Origin of the sequence: Archangium violaceum Cb vi76, from assembly GCF_000733295.1 — a bacterium.
GTDB lineage: Bacteria > Myxococcota > Myxococcia > Myxococcales > Myxococcaceae > Archangium > Archangium violaceum.
In genome coordinates this window covers 16,579-34,662 of the sequence record NZ_JPMI01000275.1, presented here as the reverse complement: position 1 = coordinate 34,662, position 18,084 = coordinate 16,579, and the positions used below count along the sequence as shown (strand labels likewise).

Annotated in this window: 17 protein-coding genes and 2 pseudogenes; 9 read left to right on the top strand and 10 right to left on the bottom strand. The window is 65.5% G+C overall.

The features are described from left to right. Positions 1 to 152 precede the first annotated feature (152 nt). Positions 153 to 749, bottom strand: a complete 597-nt coding sequence (locus tag Q664_RS37475) for a hypothetical protein (RefSeq protein WP_043407243.1) — start codon at positions 747 to 749, stop codon at positions 153 to 155. 106 nt (positions 750 to 855) lie between these two features. Here Q664_RS37475 and Q664_RS37470 point away from each other — a divergent pair, with 106 nt between their 5' ends. Next, positions 856 to 1,317 carry a tetratricopeptide repeat protein gene (locus Q664_RS37470; RefSeq protein WP_084610610.1) on the top strand — a complete coding sequence of 154 codons (462 nt, stop codon included), beginning with the start codon at positions 856 to 858 and terminating at the stop codon, positions 1,315 to 1,317. Positions 1,318 to 1,376: 59 nt separating this feature from the next. Beyond that, positions 1,377 to 2,612: a cytochrome P450 family protein gene (locus Q664_RS37465; protein WP_052519161.1), complete on the top strand. Its 1,236-nt coding sequence runs from the start codon at positions 1,377 to 1,379 to the stop codon at positions 2,610 to 2,612. Here the strand turns inward: Q664_RS37465 and Q664_RS37460 are convergent. After that, positions 2,589 to 3,572, bottom strand: coding sequence for a GlxA family transcriptional regulator (locus Q664_RS37460; RefSeq protein ID WP_052519160.1), 984 nt, complete (start codon positions 3,570 to 3,572; stop codon positions 2,589 to 2,591). The genes Q664_RS37465 and Q664_RS37460 overlap by 24 nt on opposite strands. Positions 3,573 to 3,658: 86 nt before the next feature. Between Q664_RS37460 and Q664_RS37455 the strand changes: the two genes are divergently transcribed. Beyond that, the gene (locus Q664_RS37455; RefSeq protein WP_043407240.1) at positions 3,659 to 4,363 is read left to right on the top strand and encodes a DJ-1/PfpI family protein; all 705 of its coding nucleotides are present in this window, start codon (positions 3,659 to 3,661) and stop codon (positions 4,361 to 4,363) included. A gap of 161 nt (positions 4,364 to 4,524) precedes the next feature. Next, a pseudogene (locus Q664_RS63145) lies at positions 4,525 to 5,166 on the top strand (8-oxoguanine DNA glycosylase); the annotation flags it as partial. A gap of 100 nt (positions 5,167 to 5,266) precedes the next feature. On the opposite strand, the gene Q664_RS63045 reads toward Q664_RS63145, so the two are convergent. From Q664_RS63045 to Q664_RS37440, 3 genes are all read right to left on the bottom strand, one after another. Next, positions 5,267 to 5,782 (bottom strand): nitroreductase family protein, encoded by a 516-nt coding sequence (locus Q664_RS63045; protein WP_075207626.1) that lies wholly within the window; start codon positions 5,780 to 5,782, stop codon positions 5,267 to 5,269. A 145-nt stretch (positions 5,783 to 5,927) separates the two neighbouring features. Further along, a complete protein-coding gene (locus Q664_RS37445; RefSeq protein ID WP_043407451.1) occupies positions 5,928 to 6,524 on the bottom strand; it encodes a 7-cyano-7-deazaguanine synthase in 597 nt (198 codons plus the stop codon). After that, a complete protein-coding gene (locus Q664_RS37440; protein ID WP_043407237.1) occupies positions 6,521 to 7,711 on the bottom strand; it encodes a PfkB family carbohydrate kinase in 1,191 nt (396 codons plus the stop codon). The genes Q664_RS37445 and Q664_RS37440 overlap by 4 nt, the downstream gene beginning before the upstream one ends. 716 nt (positions 7,712 to 8,427) lie before the next feature. Between Q664_RS37440 and Q664_RS37430 the strand changes: the two genes are divergently transcribed. Next, positions 8,428 to 9,405 (top strand): hypothetical protein, encoded by a 978-nt coding sequence (locus Q664_RS37430; RefSeq protein WP_152622571.1) that lies wholly within the window; start codon positions 8,428 to 8,430, stop codon positions 9,403 to 9,405. Positions 9,406 to 9,426: 21 nt separating this feature from the next. Beyond that, positions 9,427 to 11,139, top strand: coding sequence for an SNIPE associated domain-containing protein (locus Q664_RS37425; RefSeq protein WP_152622570.1), 1,713 nt, complete (start codon positions 9,427 to 9,429; stop codon positions 11,137 to 11,139). A 557-nt stretch (positions 11,140 to 11,696) separates the two neighbouring features. Here Q664_RS37425 and Q664_RS37420 read toward each other — a convergent pair. The 5 genes from Q664_RS37420 to Q664_RS60260 form a co-directional block, all read right to left on the bottom strand. Further along, positions 11,697 to 12,437 (bottom strand): Imm49 family immunity protein, encoded by a 741-nt coding sequence (locus tag Q664_RS37420; protein WP_043407229.1) that lies wholly within the window; start codon positions 12,435 to 12,437, stop codon positions 11,697 to 11,699. 17 nt (positions 12,438 to 12,454) lie between these two features. Continuing rightward, a complete protein-coding gene (locus Q664_RS37415; protein WP_043407227.1) occupies positions 12,455 to 13,039 on the bottom strand; it encodes an imm11 family protein in 585 nt (194 codons plus the stop codon). A 3-nt stretch (positions 13,040 to 13,042) separates the two neighbouring features. Further along, positions 13,043 to 14,077 (bottom strand): AHH domain-containing protein, encoded by a 1,035-nt coding sequence (locus tag Q664_RS37410; RefSeq protein ID WP_052519158.1) that lies wholly within the window; start codon positions 14,075 to 14,077, stop codon positions 13,043 to 13,045. A 20-nt stretch (positions 14,078 to 14,097) separates the two neighbouring features. Next, complete coding sequence (locus Q664_RS37405) at positions 14,098 to 15,192, bottom strand: hypothetical protein (protein ID WP_052519157.1); 1,095 nt, start codon at positions 15,190 to 15,192, stop codon at positions 14,098 to 14,100. A gap of 644 nt (positions 15,193 to 15,836) precedes the next feature. Next, the gene (locus Q664_RS60260; RefSeq protein ID WP_052519156.1) at positions 15,837 to 16,106 is read right to left on the bottom strand and encodes a hypothetical protein; all 270 of its coding nucleotides are present in this window, start codon (positions 16,104 to 16,106) and stop codon (positions 15,837 to 15,839) included. Between the two features lie 84 nt (positions 16,107 to 16,190). On the opposite strand from Q664_RS60260, the gene Q664_RS61620 reads away from it, so the two are divergent. From Q664_RS61620 to Q664_RS61615, 3 genes and pseudogenes are all read left to right on the top strand, one after another. Continuing rightward, positions 16,191 to 16,457 carry a hypothetical protein gene (locus tag Q664_RS61620; protein WP_052519155.1) on the top strand — a complete coding sequence of 89 codons (267 nt, stop codon included), beginning with the start codon at positions 16,191 to 16,193 and terminating at the stop codon, positions 16,455 to 16,457. A gap of 551 nt (positions 16,458 to 17,008) precedes the next feature. After that, positions 17,009 to 17,239, top strand: a pseudogene (locus Q664_RS37390) (transposase); the annotation flags it as partial. A gap of 50 nt (positions 17,240 to 17,289) precedes the next feature. Then, positions 17,290 to 18,021 (top strand): SMI1/KNR4 family protein, encoded by a 732-nt coding sequence (locus tag Q664_RS61615; RefSeq protein WP_235217031.1) that lies wholly within the window; start codon positions 17,290 to 17,292, stop codon positions 18,019 to 18,021. The last annotated feature ends 63 nt before the right edge of the window (positions 18,022 to 18,084 follow it).

Below are 18,084 nucleotides of genomic sequence, written 5' to 3'. Positions count from 1 at the left end.
ACCTCGCGCAAATGCATGCGCGAGGCCAGGGCCTGACCAGGAGCCTCCTCCAGGCAGGGGAATTCGCCGCGCGGGCCTGCGAGAACGCGGAGAAGCGGCACTGCGCCCTGCTGCCGGAATTCCCCTTCGAGTGAGGTGAACCTACAGGGGCCTCACGGAGGGCCGTGGTTCTGGACGCGCGAGTTCAGTTCCACCGCGGTGGCGTAGATCTGCGCCCAGGCCTTGAACTTGATGCGGTTGCCCAGACCCTTCTGGTCATTGGCGTAGTGGAAGAGATCCTCGCGGAAGAGGGCATCGGCGGCCTTGCGCGCCTCGGGCCCGAGCGGCGTGCCCTTCTTCGCGTAGTAGCGGAGCAGGTCGTAGCCGTAGTCGTGCGTCTTGGCCGCGGGGTCGAACTCCTTGTCCGGGCCAATCTTCCCCGGAGCGGAGGCCGAGCCGTGCGGGTCCTGCATCCGCTGGCCGTGCTTCGTCTGGATGGCGAAGGGCTTGTAGCCCATGACCTGCTCGAAATCGGCGGGGGGCGGGCGGGCACCGGTGAGGTACTCGCGCATCAGCGTGCCGTGGTTGCCCGCGGGGGCGGCTCCCACCTTCGCCGTGCGCTGCAGCGCGCTGGCCGCGCCGGTGAACGTGTCCTGCGAGACGGGACGCGTCTGCGCCTGGGCCACCGCCTGGGACGGCGCCTCGGCGGACGTTTCCGGAGTGGAGTTGACCGGGCGGCGGGGCGAGACTGGGGAATTGCGGACGAGCATGGGAACCTTCGGGGGAACGCTTCCTCTCGATTTATCGGAGTTTGCCGTCCGGAAGTTGCGGACCCGTGATTGACGCGCCGCGTGGTGCGAGGAGAGCTCGGTGGGAATGGACCTGTATCGCGACGGAATGGCCCGGCTGGAAGCGGGAGACGTGGAAGAGGGGCGCCGGCTGCTGGAGGAGGCGCTGCACAAGACCCCCGGAGACGTGAAGGTGATGCACGGGCTGGCGCTCGCGTTGGAGCTGGCCGGAGAGCGAACCCGGGCGGTGGAGCTGCTGGAGTTCGCGCATGCCCGGGCGCCGTACGAGCCGGAACCGGCCTGCGAGCTGGCCATGTCACTGCTGGAGCGGGGCGAGGACGCACGGGCGGAGCAGGTGCTGGCCCCCGTGCTGGCCGCGCATCCCGGCCACCCCCGCGCGAACCTCTACCAGGCCATGGCCCTGGCCAAGACGGACCCGGCCCGCGCGCGCGCCCACGTGGCGAAGGTGCTGGAGGACGCGGACCCGGAGCTGCGCCGGGAGGCGGAGGCGCTGGACCGCGTGCTGACGGAGCACGCGCCCGCCACCTGACCGGACCGGATTGGCGCCGTTCGGCGTCGGATGCATACCACCCGAGAACCTGGAGAAGAATGATGAGTCGCCGAGCCACCCACGAGGTCCCACGCCTCTCCGTGAATGTGACGTCGCGGCAGTTCATCGAAGACAAGTTCCGCTACTACCGTTGGATGCACGAAGAGGCGCCCGTCTGTCAGGGGCGGCTCAGCGTCCTGCGCGTGTTCTTCCTGGCCGGTTACGACGACTGCGTCAGTGCGCTCAGGGACCCTCGCCTCGTGCGCAACCGGACGACCGCGACAGGAGGCGGGCGGCTCCCACTCCCTCTGCCCAAGGGGCTCACGCCGATGATCTCGAGCATGATCACGAATGACGACCCCGTGCACCGCCGGCAACGGACCCTGGTCGCCAAGGCGTTCACCCCCAGGGCCCTGGGCAAGCTGTCCGAGCGCATCGAGAGCTTGACCCACGAGCTGCTCGACGAGGCCGAGCGACAGAACACCGTGGATCTCCTTCAGGCCTACAGCCTCCCGATTCCGGTGACCGTGATCCGCGAGATGCTGGGCCTCGACGAGGCGGACATGCCGAAGTTCAGGTCGGGGCTGCGCGCGCTTTCGGAGGGGTTCAATGGATGGGCGATCCTTCGCACGCTGCTCTTCGACATGCCCCGGACAGTCTCCCTCGTCGAGGAGCTCATCGAGCGCAAGCGCTCGGACCCGCGAGACGACATCCTCACCGGGCTGATTCAAGCGGAGGCGGATGGCGAGAAGCTTTCCCGCGAAGAGCTGGTCAGCATGGCCATCCTGCTGATCGTCGCGGGTTATGAGACCACGGTGCATCTCATCACCAACGCCGTGCTGACCCTGCTGCAGCACTCCGAGCAGCTCGAGGCGCTGAAGGCCGACACGACCCTCCTCGACCCGGCTGTAGAGGAGCTCCTGCGGTACGCGGGGCCGGTTCATGGCACGAAGCCCAACTACGCGGTGGAGGACATCGAGATACGCGGGGTCCGCATCCCGAAGGGCGCCCCCGTGATTCCGATTCTGGGCGCCGCGAACCGGGACCCCGCGGTGTTCGCCCACCCCGAGGTCTTCGACATCCGGCGGCCGCCCAAGAAGCAACTGGGGTTCGGACATGGGCCCCATCACTGCCTGGGTGCCGCACTCGCCCGGCTGGAGACACGGGTCGCGCTCAAGACCCTGTTCGAGCGCTTTCCCAACATGCGCCTGGCCGTCCCCGCCGGGGAGCTCAAGCTCCAGAGCCTCCCCCTGTGGCACCGGTACGAGCGTCTACCTGTCGTTCTGCGGCCCTGAGGACGGCGCCCCATCCAGAGTGCGCGCCGCGCGCCGGAGCGCCTGGGGAGGCTGGCCGAACACACGCAAGAAGGCCCGGCGCATGCGCTCGGGGTCCGAGAAGCCCACGGCCCGCGCCACCTGCTCGATGGGCTCGGCGCTGGTCTCGATGCGCACCCGGGCCGCCTCGGCGCGCAGCTGCTCGATCGCCTTGGCCGGTGTCTGTCCCGTCTCCGCGAGGAACGCCCGCCCGAATTGACGGGGACTCAGACACGCCACCCGGGCGAGCCGCTCGACATTCAAGGGCTCATGCAGGTGCTCGCGGGCGAAGCTCAGCGCCAGGCGGATGCGGTCCGAGGGCGGCTCCAGGTCGAGCAGCGTGGAGAACTGGGACTGGCCCCCGGGCCGGCGATGGTAGACGACGAGATCCCTCGCCGCGGTGCGCGATACCTCCAAGCCCAGGTCCTCCTCGAGCAGCGCGAGCGAGAGATCGATGCCCGAGCTGACCCCCGCCGCCGTCCAGATGGGGCCGTCCTGGATGAAGATGCGCTCGGCGTCGACGTGGACGCGGGGAAAGCGCCGTTGCAGCCCGGCGGCGGTGCGCCAGTGCGTGGTCGCGCGCCGGCCATCGAGCAGGCCCGCGGCGGCCAGCAGGAAGGCGCCCGTGCAGATGCTCGCGACGCGCCGGCAGGAGCACCGCGAGGCCCTCAGGAAGTCCAGCAGCGCGGGAGAGCCCATGGCCTCCTGGGTCCCGGGTCCGCCCGCGACCACGAGCGTGTCCAGCGGCGGCGCCTCGTCCATCCGCCGCGCCAGCATCTGGACGCCCGCGGAGCTCTCGACGAGGCCGCCGTGCTCGGACAACAGCCACATCCGATAGGGCGCCGGTCCGTGGATGGACGGCACCTCGAAGACGGACATGGGACCGGTCAGGTCCAGCAGTTGGAACGCGGGGAAGATGAGGAACCCGATGTCGCGGACCATGGCGGAAAACGAGGGAACTACGTCCTTTCCGCCACGAGTCTGAAGGCGGAGAGTGCCACCGTCAAACCCAGACACGGAGCCACACCATGGCCACATCACTCGTCATTGTCTTTCCGCTCTACGCGGGCGTGTCGTACCTCGACTTCATGGGACCGCAGGCGGTGTTCTCGCTGCTCCCCGGTGTGAAGCAGATCTTCGCCACGGTGGGAGGGCAGCCCGTCACCGAGGGCGCATTGCGGCTCGACCCCCTGGCGCGGCTGGAGGACCTGGAGCGGTGTGACGTGCTGTGTGTGCCGGGAGGCCCCGCGTCGCGTCCGATGCAGGATCCGGTCTTCATGGCGGCGATCCAGCGCCTGGCGGCCACGGCCCGCTTCGTCACGTCCGTGTGCACGGGCTCGCTGATCCTGGCGGCGGCCGGGCTGCTGGAGGGCAAGCGCGCGGCGTGCCACTGGGGCTTCCGCGACCAGTTGTCGCTCTTCGGGGCCATTCCGGACGCGGGCCGTGTGGTGCGCGATGGCCGGCTGGTGACGGGCGGAGGCGTCACGGCGGGCATCGACTTCGGACTGACGCTCGCGGCGGAGCTGGCGGGCCCCATCGTCGCCCAGGCCATCCAGCTCGTGCTCGAGTACGCGCCGGAGCCCCCCTTCAACGCCGGACGGCCCGAGGCGGTCTCGAAGGCCGTCCTGGCGCAGGTCTCCACCCTCACGACGGACGGGGGAATGGACCTGGCCGAGGAGGAGACCACGGTGCGGCGCCTGGGCGCGGACTACCGCGCACGCGGCGCCGCTTGAAGCATCTAGTGGCGAGCCCCCACCGCTTGCTGCTCGGACGATGATCAAAATCCACCGTGATGCGGCAACAAGGTTTCGCGGAACGCGAAGACTGTGGTGCACTGCCGCGCCGTCGCGCTCCTTCGTCATGAGGAGCCCACCTCGGAGACGCCGTGCAGGTCATGTACTCAGTCCTGGATGGCGCGGTCCAGAAGCTGCCCCTGCCCCGGCCCGACTCGGATGTGCTACCAGGAATTCCATGGGGCACATTCGACGAGCTCCTGACACCCGCGTTCTGGCGCGGACAGGCCTGGCAGCACGAGAAGCTCGGCAGCTATCGCGACTTGCGCCTGGGCCGGACGCTGTCAGAGGAAGTGGCGGCCTGCATGCTGGGTGGCTTTGGCATGAAGGCCGAGCTCGGTCTCGCCGCGTTCGCGCGGCTGCGGGACCAGGGGCTCCTGGTGGGAACGCCCACGGCCGCGGCTCTCGAGCTCGCGCTGAGCAGGCCTTTCGTCATCCATGGCCGGACCTACGGCTACCGGTTCCCCCGGCAGAAGGCGCGCTACCTGTCGGCGTGTCTCGCCCAGCTCGCGGAGCTGGAGCTGCATGACAGCGATACGGTGCTGAGGGACCGTCTGGCGGAACTCCCCGGCATCGGGCTGAAGACCGCATCGTGGATCGTCCGCAACTACAGGGGCTCCAGCGAGGTCGCCATCATCGACGTGCACATCCTCCGAGCGGGACGGCATATCGGCCTCTTCGCCCAGGACCAGGAGCCGCAGCGCCACTATCGCGAGCTCGAGACGGCGTTCCTCTCGTTCGCCGCCGCGCTCGAGGTGCCAGCCGCGATGCTCGACGGGCTGATGTGGGACTACATGCGTCGTCTTCCGGCAAACGTCCTGGTGTCCACATCGACGCGAACGCTCAAGGGGAACGTCCCATCAAAGCAGCGCCCGTCGCGAGAGCATCCACGGGAAGTCCTAGGGCCCGCACAATCTCATGTCCGAGGATACCGAGCGGACAGAAGGCCAGACGGAAGGCTGTCGCGGTGAGAAACAGCGTCTGCGTCAGGGCTCCCGCGTCGCGCCACAAGAGGGAGGCCGCCGTTTCGTACACCGCCGCGACCCGTGACGCATGACCGATGAGGACGAGCGCGGTCCCCTGGGCTTCGGGAAGCAGGTCGCCGTAGGCGCGAATGAATCGCCTGAGCGCTTCCGGGTCGGAGACGGTCAGGAGTTCGAGCTGGTGTGAAAATGAGTCGTAGCGCATGACGCGCTGGCTCCCTCGCCAGTCCACGAGGACGAGCTCGATGGGATGGAGCGCACCCGCCGAGGGGCTGGGCCTTCGCGACCGCATGAGGACATCCCCCTCACGCAGGGCGCGTGGGCGTGTCGCGAACGCGAGCGCGTTGACGATTTCACGGAGCGGTGCCCGCCGCATGACTCGAATCGAGCGCCGTGCCTCCAGGACGTCGGCGAATGCCTGGGGGATGGGCGGCACCACCGGTGGACAGCCGACACGGGACCGGACGGGCCAACCGAGAGGAACCGGCGTTCCGGCGTTCCGTCTCGGTCGTGGCTCCTCATCAATAGGGGTCGACACCGAGCTCCGCCAGGGTCTGATAGTGTTTCTGACACCCCCGGCACTGGCCACAGGCATGGATACCCACGTGGCAGGAGTGTGCCCAGGCGAGCACCTCCATGGGGATGCTCGAGGTGCGGATCAGCTCGGCGGAGGTCAGGGAGATTGCCGGTGCTTCCAGCCGGAGTCCGCCCTCTTGCAGGCGCAGCAACGCGTCCAGGGTCGTGACGAAGTCCGGCCGACCATCCGCATGAAGTCCATCGGTCTTCAGGGTTCCGATGAGCAGACGCTGGACGCCATGGGCCACGGCCTTCATGGCCGCGAGCGTGACGAGCATTTGATTCCGGAAGGGCCACCACTCCGTCACAGGAGCCAGGGACAGGGGCTCGGCTCCAGCCATGTCTCCGCTGCCCAGGGCGCTGAGGTCGGCCTTCACGGTCAGGTGCTCGATTCCCATGGCCTCGGCGGCCGACGCCGCGGCGCGGAGCTCCGCCAGGGCGGGACGCTGGCCGTAGTCCACGGTGATGGCCAGCTCTGGCCGTCGCCACCAGGCGATGGCGATCGAGTCCATTCCACCGGAGAGAAGCAGCGCCGTCTTCATGTCCGCCACGCCGTGTGGTGCAGAGCCGTCACGAAGTCATCGAAGAGGCGGCAGCCGGAGCCCTGCACCATCTTCAAGTCCTCCTCCGTGACAGTCTGGGCGAGCGCATAGACGGGCTTGCCACGGGCACGCGCGTAGCCGACTTCGAACAGGGTGCCGCTGTCCGTGCCATCGAGGATGGCGAACACCGCGTCGCAGGCGTCGAGCGCGGCGAGGTCGGCGGGCGCCACCTGGTCCGCCGGGCCGGCTCCCACGTCGTGAACGGGGGAGAAGACGTCGAGGCCCAGCTCACCCAGGCCGCGCCGGGCCTCGTCGACCAACCAGCGCTGGCCGAGCGTGAAGAAGGGAGCCGCGAGGTAGACCTTCCCGCCAGCGGCCACGGTCTGGGGACGGGAAGCCTGGAGCAGTACGGGCGGCAGCGGAACGGGGAGCGCCATCGACTCGACGTATGCGGCGACGGCGCGGGAGGCGAGCTCGGCGGCATGGACCGCGGTGTCTCCGTGAGCGCCCCAGTAGGCGGCGAAGATGGCCGCGAAGACATCCCCAGAGCCAACCGTCCAGACCCGGTCCGTCCAGTAGGCGGAGACGTGGGAAACGCCGCTCGCTTCCACGATATAGGCGCCTTTCGCTCCGGACTTGACCACCACGACCTCGGCACCGCGTTTCAACAAGGACCGCGCCGCCGCAATGGGGTCGGTGCCGCCTCCCAGCGCGAGCGTCTCTCCCTGGTTCGCGACAATCGCCAGGTGCTTCGCGGTACTGCCATTGGCGTTGAACGGTTCCGGACGAAAAGCGGATTGTGGGTCATAGACACAGCGCTCGGCCTCGACCCGGGCACTGCCCTCCAACATTCCGAAGCGCAAGACGACTGGCGCGGACACCGGAATGGGAGGATTGGGCGAAATCATCACCGGAGCTGGCCGGATGAGGGGCACCGACAGGCTGTGGATGTACTCGAACGAGACCACCTGCTCGGTGTGGACGGGGTCGAAGGTGAAGCCGTACTGGTTGGCGTACTGCGAGAAGCGGGTGGCGACGTCCGGTCGGGCATAGCCGCGCAGGGTGATGGAGCCGACGTGGCCGGAGAGCGCCGCGGCGGCACGCCCCGCCGACCCGTAGAGTTGGTCCCAGTCAGGCCAGATGCACCGCTCGTGATAGACACCTCCTGCAATGGTGATGGCTGTCATTTCGGCTGCACCCGGACCTGGCACACGGCTCCCCGAACGCTGAGGACCTCCGCCGAATACCCGACGTTGGCTTGGGTGATGCACTGGATGAACTGCAGCAACGAGGGTGACGTGATGGCGCCCGCGACCGCACCCGCCGTCGTCCTGGCGACCAGCCGTCGGGGAGGGCCGAGCTCGAACACGACTTCCAGAACATCCCCGGCCCGGAGCCCTGAGATGACCGTGCGGTTGGCAGAGTTGAGGGTGGTCGTTTCCTGGATGTTGCATGCGTCGGGGATTCCGCCGCCTCCACCACCTCCTCCGTCTCCCTCCTTGGGCTTCGTGATCGGCTTTGGTTCAGACCACGACGGGCCTCCACCACTTCCCCCTGACATGCACTCCTCCTCGCGCAGGGCACGAAGGCGACTGTTCGCGACTCAGGACCGGACCGGGCTCGCGAGCGCCTCGTGCGCTCATCTCTCTCGCAATGATTAAGCGTCCTCGGCTGGGGCGGCCATACCACCCAGGTGGTAGGTTCTGAGCCTGCCCCGATTTCGTGGCGCTCCCGCGCCAACTGGTGGGGTGGGCCGCTCGGGCCGGCGCACAGCCCGCGCCTCAAACAGGGCCCTCATTCCGCCTATAGTCTATGTCCAGTCCTTGGCCAGTTTCCCAGGACTCACACTGCGGGTAGCCTGGAGACCGAGGGTGCATCAGCCGATTGGCGACTGAAAGGGGAAATGATGGGCCGCTATTCCTACGCGTCGACGCGAAAGAGAGAGGCAAAGGAACAAGAGCGACAGGGTCAACTGCGCCTTGCGCGCGAATCCGCGGAGGAGAGCAAGGCGCGGATCGAGGAACTGAAGTCAGCGCACAAGGCCTGTAGCGCTCCTATCGATTGGCGAGCGCTCGCGGCCAGCCTGCCTCCTGCGCCGGTGACCCTCACCCACTGGGCGGAACGCTCAGCCGACCGCCGAACCCGTCTACTCACCCTTTTTGAGGTCCCCTCGGCACAATTGCCGAACATGGTGTCTGCCGTGGCGGAGGATTCAGACCGGTTCCATTCCGCACAACAAGCATTCCAGGAGGAAGCACTGGAGCAGGCCGATTCCTTCGCATTGGCGCAAGGGATCCTTCAGGGGGACTCTAAAAGTTACCGGCGCGTCCTACGGGAGATTTCCTATAACTCCATGGCACCTCCTGGCGGAATCGCAGTGGATTTCGAAATCCACTCGCCCCATCTGGTGGAGGCAAGGATTACGGCTCAGGGTTCGGCCATTCTACCTCCTGAGGTTCAAACATTGACCTCGACCGGCAAGCTGTCGACGAAGGCCATGCCCCGCATCCAATTCGTCGAACTCTACCAGGACTACGTGTGCTCATTGGTCTTGCGAGTGGCGCGTGAGGTTCATGCGCTCCTGCCGGTGAAGGCAGTCCTCATTACCGCGTATTCGGCTGACGGTCTCCCGGCGCTTTCCCCCGTACTCTCCACGATCATTCACCGAAAGCAGATGGAGCGTCTACCCTTCGACACCCTCGATCCATCGGACGCGTTGGACGGACTGCAAACTCGAACGAATTTCAAAGCCTCTCGCCGCACCGGCGCATTCCAACCCATCGTCGCCTTCTCTCCATCAGACGTTCTCTTCACCGAACCCGCCAGTTCGCTTCAGTCGATCATCGAAACCGCGAATCGGCTCTTTGAGGAACTCGAGTAGACACCTTTGGGGAGGCTCATCATGGAAATCCTATTTGGATTGATATTCGTTGCATGCGGGTTCGGGTTCATCCCGGTCGCGATTTGGGCGTTCGTGCTGCGCACGCGGTGGCAAAAGACCCAGCGGTCACTATCGGAAGTCGAACAGGAACTCACGAAGGTCCGGGCCGATTCCCTCGCCGAACGGGAGCGTCTCAAGCGGGAGGTCAGCAAAAGACTCGATGACGTGGACGCGGAGTTGTCGCGCGAGCGGGAAAACGCGCAAGCCGAAGCAGAGAAGGTACGCGCCCATTTTGAAAATGAATTCAGAAAGGCGATGGCGACCTTCGAACCACTGTTGAGATTCCAAGGGCTCGCGAACGCGGAAGAGGAAACCAAACGAGCTCTCGACGAGGCGCTCAAACTAGCAAGTACGCTCAAACAGCAAGCGGAGACCTTTTCCGCATCATCCAGAGCCCGAAGCGACATCGAACTTCGTGAGGCAAGCAACAAACTCAAGGAACTGCGGTCAGAAGCGGACTCCATCCTTGGCAAGGCAACCCAAGATGCGCGAAGGATCCTGGACGAAGCTCACAAGAGCGCCGAGCGGATTGCGGGAAATGCATACATTGCCCTGCGAGAGAAGGATACGCTGGAGCAGGCCATTCGCGCGATCCGCAACGTGATCGACGGCTATGGAGACAAGTACGTCGTTCCGACGCGAAGCCTTCTCGATGAACTGGCTTCGGACTTTGGTCATCTGGAGGCAGGAGTCAAGTTGAAGTCGGCCCGGGAGCAGTCCCAGCGAATGGTAGAGGAAGGCCACGCCGCGGAGTGTGACTATGCGGAAGCCAAACGGAAGGAGACCGCGATCCGATTCGTCATAGACGCGTTCAATGGCCGCGTGGATGGAATTCTTTCAAGAACCAGGAGCGACAATTATGGGACGCTCGAGCAGGAGATTCGGGACGCATTCGCCTTGGTCAACCTGAACGGAGAGGCCTTCCGAAATGCACGGATCCTGGATGCGTATCTGGCGGCAAGGCTGGACGAGCTGAGATGGGCAGTAACTGCTCAGGAACTACGCCTTCGTGAGAGGGAGGAGCAGCGCCGGATCCAGGAACAGATTCGTGAAGAAGAGAAGGCGCGGCGCGAAGCGGAGCGCGTCATGAAGGAGGCGCAAAAGGAGGAAGAGGTCTTGGCCAAGGCACTGGAGAAGGCACGTGCCGAGGCCGAGTCTGCGTCAGCTGAAGAGCGTGCTCGCTTTCAGCAGAAGGTCGACGAGTTGAACCAACGCCTGGCGGAGGCAGAAGCCAAGAACCTCAGAGCGAAGTCGATGGCCGAGCAGACACGTTCCGGTAACGTGTATGTCATCTCAAACGTGGGGTCCTTTGGGGATGGGATCTTGAAGATCGGGATGACCCGCCGCCTCGATCCGATGGATCGCATCTACGAATTGGGTGATGCGTCCGTTCCATTCGAGTTCGACGTGCATGCGATGATCACGACCGACGACGCCCCCGGCCTGGAGCGCGAACTTCACAAGCATTTCGAAGATCGAAGGATCAATCGTGTCAACCTCAGGAAGGAGTTCTTCCGGGTTTCTGTCCTCGAACTGCGGGAGCTCGTGGCGGCCAAAGGACTCGAGGCAGCATTCACGATGGCGGCAGAGGCGCGTGAGTACCGGGAATCATTGGCGATAGCTCAACGCGGCGCGGAGAGAACTGTTGGCGCACCTACCGCTGAGCTCAGTTGAGCTGAGGAAAGGAAAGGCAGCGGCGGAACCAGGCAGCGAGCTTCACGAGGGGCGTTGCGGCGCGCGGCTGCCGCAGCACATGGACCTGCTCGCTGGGGACCACGACCTGGCCGTGCGTACCGCAGGCGCACAGCGCCCGAGCCAGCCCCAACCGAGTCATCCCAGGAGCCGCCGGAGGTGAACCCTCGCCGCTTGCTGCTGGTTTGCTGCTGGCCTCCTGGTCCCGGAAAGACGAAGGGCGCGGACCCGAGGATTTCTCCAAGGATTCCGCGCCCTTCTGATGGTCGGGGAGACAGGATTTGAACCCGTGGACGAGGGGGCCCCTCAACCCGCGACGGCACACGCCTTTTGAGGAATCGCGAGTGAATCCAGGCACTTCGAGTCTACGGACCAGTCCCTGGTTGTCCCACCTGTCTCCCGAAGTCCCCTCCAGCCCTGGAGACATGTTGGAGACGGAAACAGAGGCGCACCCGAGTGCTCCCTCGCTTGAGGTCGCTGCTGCGGCGTGAACTCGACGAACCCTCTCTGCGGCACCCGCCGGGAGCACTCAATTCTACCTATGCGACCGGGTCCTCCAGGGCGGGCTCGGGGAGGGTCCGGTACGCGCGGAGCGTCTGCAGTCCCCGCCGCCGCGCAAGCCTGACGAGGGCGATACCTTCCACGAAGATGTGAGCCTCCGTCCGGTGGAAGTAGGGGTCGAAAAGCCCGGACTTCCGCTCTGCCTCAATCGCCTTGCAGCGTTGCTCGATGATGGCCTTGAGCGCTGCGTTGAAGGCCTCGGCTTCGCCCGTCACGAGGGCACGGGCGGCGTTGAAACGCTCCGACTCGCCTCCATCCAGGGAGCGTTCGAAGGCCTGCATCACCCCCTCCAGGTCCCCAGTGCCGCTCGCCAAGCAGGAGAGCGCCATGTGGTAGTGGAAGTGCTCCTCGGGCTCCATCCGACGCATCCATTCCCCTGGCAGTAGGGGAAGCATGCGCTCCACCAGATCGTTGGCCTGGGCCGCCACGGCGTCGAAGAAAGGGGCGGCCTTGCTTCGCGCCAGGTAGTACGTGTCCCGCTCGGAGCAGTCGCTCCGCCGCTCCAGCAAGTCCAGGTAGATGGCCGCGCTCTGGTGCAGGGCCTGGAAGAAGACTCGCGAGTCCATGTTGGCCAGCAGCTCGCTGCATCCGACCTGCCGGATGAATGCGGCAGCCTCCAGCGCGAGCTTCGCATCCGGCCGTTCCGCCAGCGCCTCCAGCCGCTTCGCCGCGAGAAATCCGAGATTGCCCTGGAGGGTCTCTGTCTGACGCAGTCCCATGGGTGGCTCCGAAGTGTTCAGCTCACGTCCGCGCCGAGCGGCAGCACGGCCAGTCCGGTGAGCCCCGCCTTCTGGATGGCCTCCACCAAGTCGGAGCGGATGATGATGAACCGCGTGTACTCGGCGAGTCGGAAGAGCTTGGCGTCTGGGGGGATCTGGTCCTCGCGCAGGTGGATGCTCCGGATGCCGTAGATCTTCCCGGGCTTGTTCGGGTAGGTCTTGTACTTGGACTTCGCCAAATCGAAGCAGGCAACGCTGCTCAGTAGGTTGACGACGAAGTACCGCTCCTTCACCACCCGGCCCTGCTTGTCGTGGAGGATGAAGGGGAGGTACTCGGCGGCATTCTCCCCCACGCCGTGGGCCATGAGCACTTCCCGAGCGTTCGCGGAGACCTCAAGCACCGCGTCCGAGTTGTCGATGAAATCGGTCAGCATGTCCCCGGATCGTGGGTGGACAGAGAGCACCGTGGAGGGGGGAAACAGGTTTCCCACCGGAGTGGCATCGGTCAGCCTGTAATAGTGCTTGACCTGATCCGGAAGATCATGGACTTGGATGGCGCGCTCGTCCCGACTATTGGACACCGTGAAGTAGCTGTATGCCATGGCTCACCACTTTACTGCGCTGAGCTTACGCCCGGCAGTCATCCCCTTGACCTTCTCGAAGAGGGTCTCGGAGATTTCGTCGAATTCGAGCTGAACCTCCTCCGGCTCCGGATGTTCCTTGCCGCCCTCAATAGCTCCGTCGATCTTGGAGCGAATGGCCTTGAGTTTCTGCATCAGCGAGTCCTGGTATTCCGTGTGAGAGGGGATGCCCCAGGGACAGTGCGCGGGCAGCCCCACCACCTCGGCGACGATTTCCTGCTGCGGCAGCAGCATCATGTTCAGGCGCTTGTGGATGTTCCAGCGCGACATCAGGACGATCTTGATGACCTGCTCGGAGCGCGCCGTCTCGCCGCCGGCCTTGCCGACGATGCACTCCTCCACCGCGCCAATGGGAATGAGGTGGTGGTAGTTGTGGTCATACGGGTACCAAGCGCCGTGTCCGCCTCGCTTCTCGTCCTGCCGGGGCAGGAAGTTGGGCTGGTCCTTCTTGAGTGGGTTGCTGGGCCCAGGAACGGGGCAGACGTTGATCTTCCAGCCGTCCTCCCTCTTGAGCCAGTAGAAGGCCGTCTTGGCGAGATTGATGTACTTCTCGATGTTGAAGCCCTCGGACTTGCGCACGCCTTCCGCGATGACACGCGCCCCGGCTGCATTGACGTTCCGCAGTGCAGCATCCGTGATGTATTCGCCTTCCTTCACGTAGCCCAGTGTCTCGGCCTTGGAGCGGAAGTCCCCCGAGTACAGCGCGTAGCGGTCACCAACTTCATCCGCCGAGGCGTAGAACCCATTGAGCGGATAGTTGCAGGGATTCTTGTCCCAATCCCCGTCCTCGATGTGGTGCCGCCAGATGCAGCCGTAGCCGTCTGTGTTGGACTTATGATTGTTGGAGGGGCCGTCCCAGGTGGTGTGGTCGTCCTTGGGCCCGGTCTTCTGCTTCTTCTTTTTCGGCGTCTCTTCGGCCGGGACGGCCTTGCCCTTCTTGGCGGGAGTCCCCTTGCGCTTCCTAGGGTTCGGCTGCTGCGGCTTCGGGTTGTTGTCCATCGGCCCGTTCCCTTCAGGACTCAAGTGTTGGTGTTGCCGTCGGCCCGGCGGACGAGCGCCGAGGCCACCGCACCCGAATCGGCCTGGGACCACACAAGAGCGGTGTCCCCGCTGGCTGGATTCCGGAGGAAGGTCCGGCAGGCCAACGCCAGGTGGATCGCTCCGCTGGCGGCCCCAGTATCGCCCAGGGAGGTGGCCGGCCAGGACTGGCGCACTCCCTGGAAGGGGGGATGTTGAGCGAAGCGCACCAGAGCCGTTCCCCACTGGCGCGCCCTCCACTCCTCGCCATTGAGATCCCCGTAGGTGGTATGGACGCGGGATACCTGGGCGACCGTGGCTTCGATTGCACGGGCCAACAGGAGTCCCGGTGGCTCGTCCCGGATTTCCCGTGGAGGATTCAGGACCTCCACGGCGGTGATGAGACCGGCGGGAACGGCTTGGCGCCGCCGTGCTTCCGTCTCTGTCTCGAGCAGAAGCGCAGCTGCGGCCTCTCCCGGCATCAGCCCCACGGGCCGCTCGGGCGTCTTCAGCCTCCGGTGAAAGGCTAGCCACCGCAGCTCGTCCTCGCCCACGAGGCTGTCCACTCCCAGCACGAGGGCGCGGCGAACATGCCCGTGGGCGAGGGCTTCGGCGGCCTCGGCTACCGCGCTCAGGACGGACGTGTGTCCCCGTGGCACGAGCCGCTGGTGGTCCGGGGAAATGGCAAGCCCCACTCGGCGGACCAGTTCGGCGCACAGGCGCGCATCGAGAAGCCGCTGGAGTGCTTCCCTGTCCGCATCCTCCGCGATCCGAGGCGGGGAGGTGCCCACCCACAACGCGGTGTCCCGCCAGAAGCGGGGGTCCGAGGCATCCAGCCGCCCATAGGTGAGTAGGTCACGGAGCGCAAGCGAGGCCAGGTGGATCTGGAGCCCAAGCCCCGAGAAGCCATCTGTCACCCCCACCAGAGGGTGTCCCGTGACGGCATCGACGGCGAGGTCCTCGCTGGAAGCCACCTGGAAATCGAGCGGGGCTGGCCGGGTGATGCCCGCCCTCAGTGAAGCACAGGCCGACACGACGTCGTATCCGACGGTGCTGACCATTCCCAGCCCGGTGATGGCGAGACGCACGGGAGCCATGGCGGTCCGCAGGATACTACACGGAGCCTTGTAGTTATAGGCGGAAGCAGTGAGGGCCCCGGTGGCGCGGACTGCTATACAACTGCGGGAGAGCCACGCAATGGGGGGCAAGTCCAGCTCTCGGCAACGGCCTTCGTGGAGTTCATCAAAAGCGCCCGTGCTTCGGCATAAGAACCTTGGCGGTCATCCCCGCTGACGTCCTGGCTGGTAGGCCAGGGTGTCCTCATCCAATCAACCCGAGGAGGAACGCAGATGCAACACATCAGCCTCTCGGCTGAGCTGGGGGAAATTCGTTACGCCATCAAGGGCGCCCACTGGATCGCGGACAGCGTCGCCATGGGCGCGGTGCCCGACCCGGAGCGGACGCACAGCGCGCCCGTCATCATCAGCGCCATCCTGACTGGCGTGCTGCTCGCCGGATGGTCCCCGAAAAAATCGAGCTCCACCCCATACCCGGGGGGGTCCTCGATGAAGACGGGGGCCTTGGGAATTGGACCCGAGACAAGGGAACCACTGTCCCCCTGGGGTGGGGGGCCTCTCCCGGATTCGATAGCCCTAGCAATTGGCGAGGAGGGCGAAGTTGGCCGGGAAGGGCCAGCAAAACGAACCTGGGGCCGTCAACTACGGCTGTTGCAACCGGGCTTCTACTTCACGAGGCGCAGCTTCACCCTCAACGCATGGGCCTCGGGCGTGTTCTCCGTCTTCGTGTTCGCCAGCTCGGCGCGGAGCTGGTGGAAGATGGCGAGCTGGCGCTGCATGGTGCCCTCCAACGTCCGGCGGGCCCTCTCCAGCTTGCGCAGGTCCGCGTCCTCCAACAGCAGCACCTCGGCGGCGAGTCGTTCACGGACTGGCCCGAGGGCGGCTTCTTCTTCGGCCAGCTTCATGGTGAGGGCGCCCTTCACCACCTTGGCCATGTTGCCCAGGTTCTCGTAGCTGGCCGCGTCGAGCTGTTCCGTCTCCCCGTTCTCCTGGGCCGCATTGAGCGCGAAGGCCGGCTGGTGACGGGCGGAGGCGTCACGGCGGGCATCGACTTCGGACTGACGCTCGCGGCGGAGCTGGCGGGCCCCGTCGTCGCCCAGGCCATCCAGCTCGTGCTCGAATACGCGCCAGAGCCCCCCTTCAACGCCGGGCGGCCCGAAGCCGTCTCGGAGGCCGTGTTGGCCCGGGTCTCCACCCTCGCGGCGGCCGGGGGAATGGACCTGGCCGAGGAGGAGACCACGGTGCGGCGCCTGGGCGCGGACTATCGCGCACGCGGAGCCTCTTGAGCGGGGGCAAGAGCCTCGCGGCGGGTCCTGGCCCCAGGAGATTGTCGGCGAATCAACCAGGAGTCCGGCTCACCTTCCCCATCATCCGATCGGAATGGGTGAGGGCGGGCCGCCAATGAAACCCGTCGGCGTCGCCAGGAAGAGCAAGAAGAGCACGGACGGCACTCCGAACAGGAGGAGCGCCATGGCCAGCCCGGCTCGCCGTCGCGTTGGCGAGGTCAGGAGTGAGCACAGATGAACGGCACATCTCCGTGCTGGAACCGAAGGGCCGCGGAGATGGCCCTTGAGCGGAGGGCACTGGCGCCTCAACGAAGCGCCGGAGTCCAGGTATTGACCTCGACTTCCTTTCTTCTTGTGCTGACACTTCATTTCCTCCTCGGGGCAGATGAGCAGGGGAAGTAAGAAGGCTCGGAAAAATAAATGTTCCAATTGAGTCGGATCCCAACTCGGAGTGGCAATTGCTTTCGAAATACTCTTTCTTCCGAGCCTCCTAAGCCTGCCCCGGTTTTGTGGACACACCTCATAAGTCGACTACACGGGAGGTAGTGTTCATGGAGCGAAGGAAGAGGCGGAGTTTCACCCCGGAGTTCAGGGCCGATGCAGTCAAACTGGTGCGCGAGGACGGCAAGAGCCTGCCCCAGGTGGCCAAGGAGCTGGACCTGACCGAGTCAGCCCTGCGCAACTGGGTGCGAGAGGCCAACGGTGACAAGGGCAAGGAGCCAGCGGGCGTGCTCTCCACGGCCGAGCGGGAGGAGTTGGTGCGGCTGCGCAAGGAGAACAAGTCCTCACCCCAGAGATGCTGTGTGACAACAGCGAGCAATGCGCCTGAGCCATGGACGAACTGTTAGCACTGCTCGATCGCTACGCTCCCGGCTACGACGGTCGAATCGAGGGCTACCCGGACGTGCTCCTGGACGAGTTGGAGGAGGTCTTCAGCCGTCCGCTCCCGGAAGTCTATCGGAACTTCGCCCGGTGCATGGGGACGCATGGAGGGCCGCTTCTGGCCCCAGTGCGCTCCTTCGATCCCATCCTCGATGTCGCCGAGCTCTACCGGCTCGCGCCGAAGGGAGAACTGCCGCCAAGGCGGTTTCTCTTCATCTTCGGAGACCCCAATCCCCTGGCCCCCCATCATTACTGGCTCGATCTGGAGTCCCCTTCCGAGGAAGGAGACTGTCAGGTGGTACGAATGCCCTTCGGTGCAGACGCATGGAAGACGAAGTTGCACAGGGAGGCCCTCGGCTTACGGGAGCTGCTCTTCCTCTGGGCCATGGAGCACGTCCACCTGCCAACCCTCCCTCATCAAACCAGTTATCTGCGCCGAGAGGGACACACGACGCCCAGTGCCGAGGAGCTCGCGCGACTCCTCGAGCAGATGGGCTTCGTACGACTCCCCTATCCCCGATACAGCATGCTCTTCGAGCGAGAGGGGGCAGCGGCACGGCTGTATCGGCCTCCGGACAGCCCTCATTTCAATCTTCGCGTGGGCATGCACCGCCCCGAGGAGCTGAAGCGCTTCCAGATGCTCCTCGAGGACAACACGGACCTGGGAAAGTCCCCGTTCTAATCGAGGGCCCGGCCATCACCTCGGAGGAGTACGGCCACCTCGACGTGGAGGACATGCGCAAGG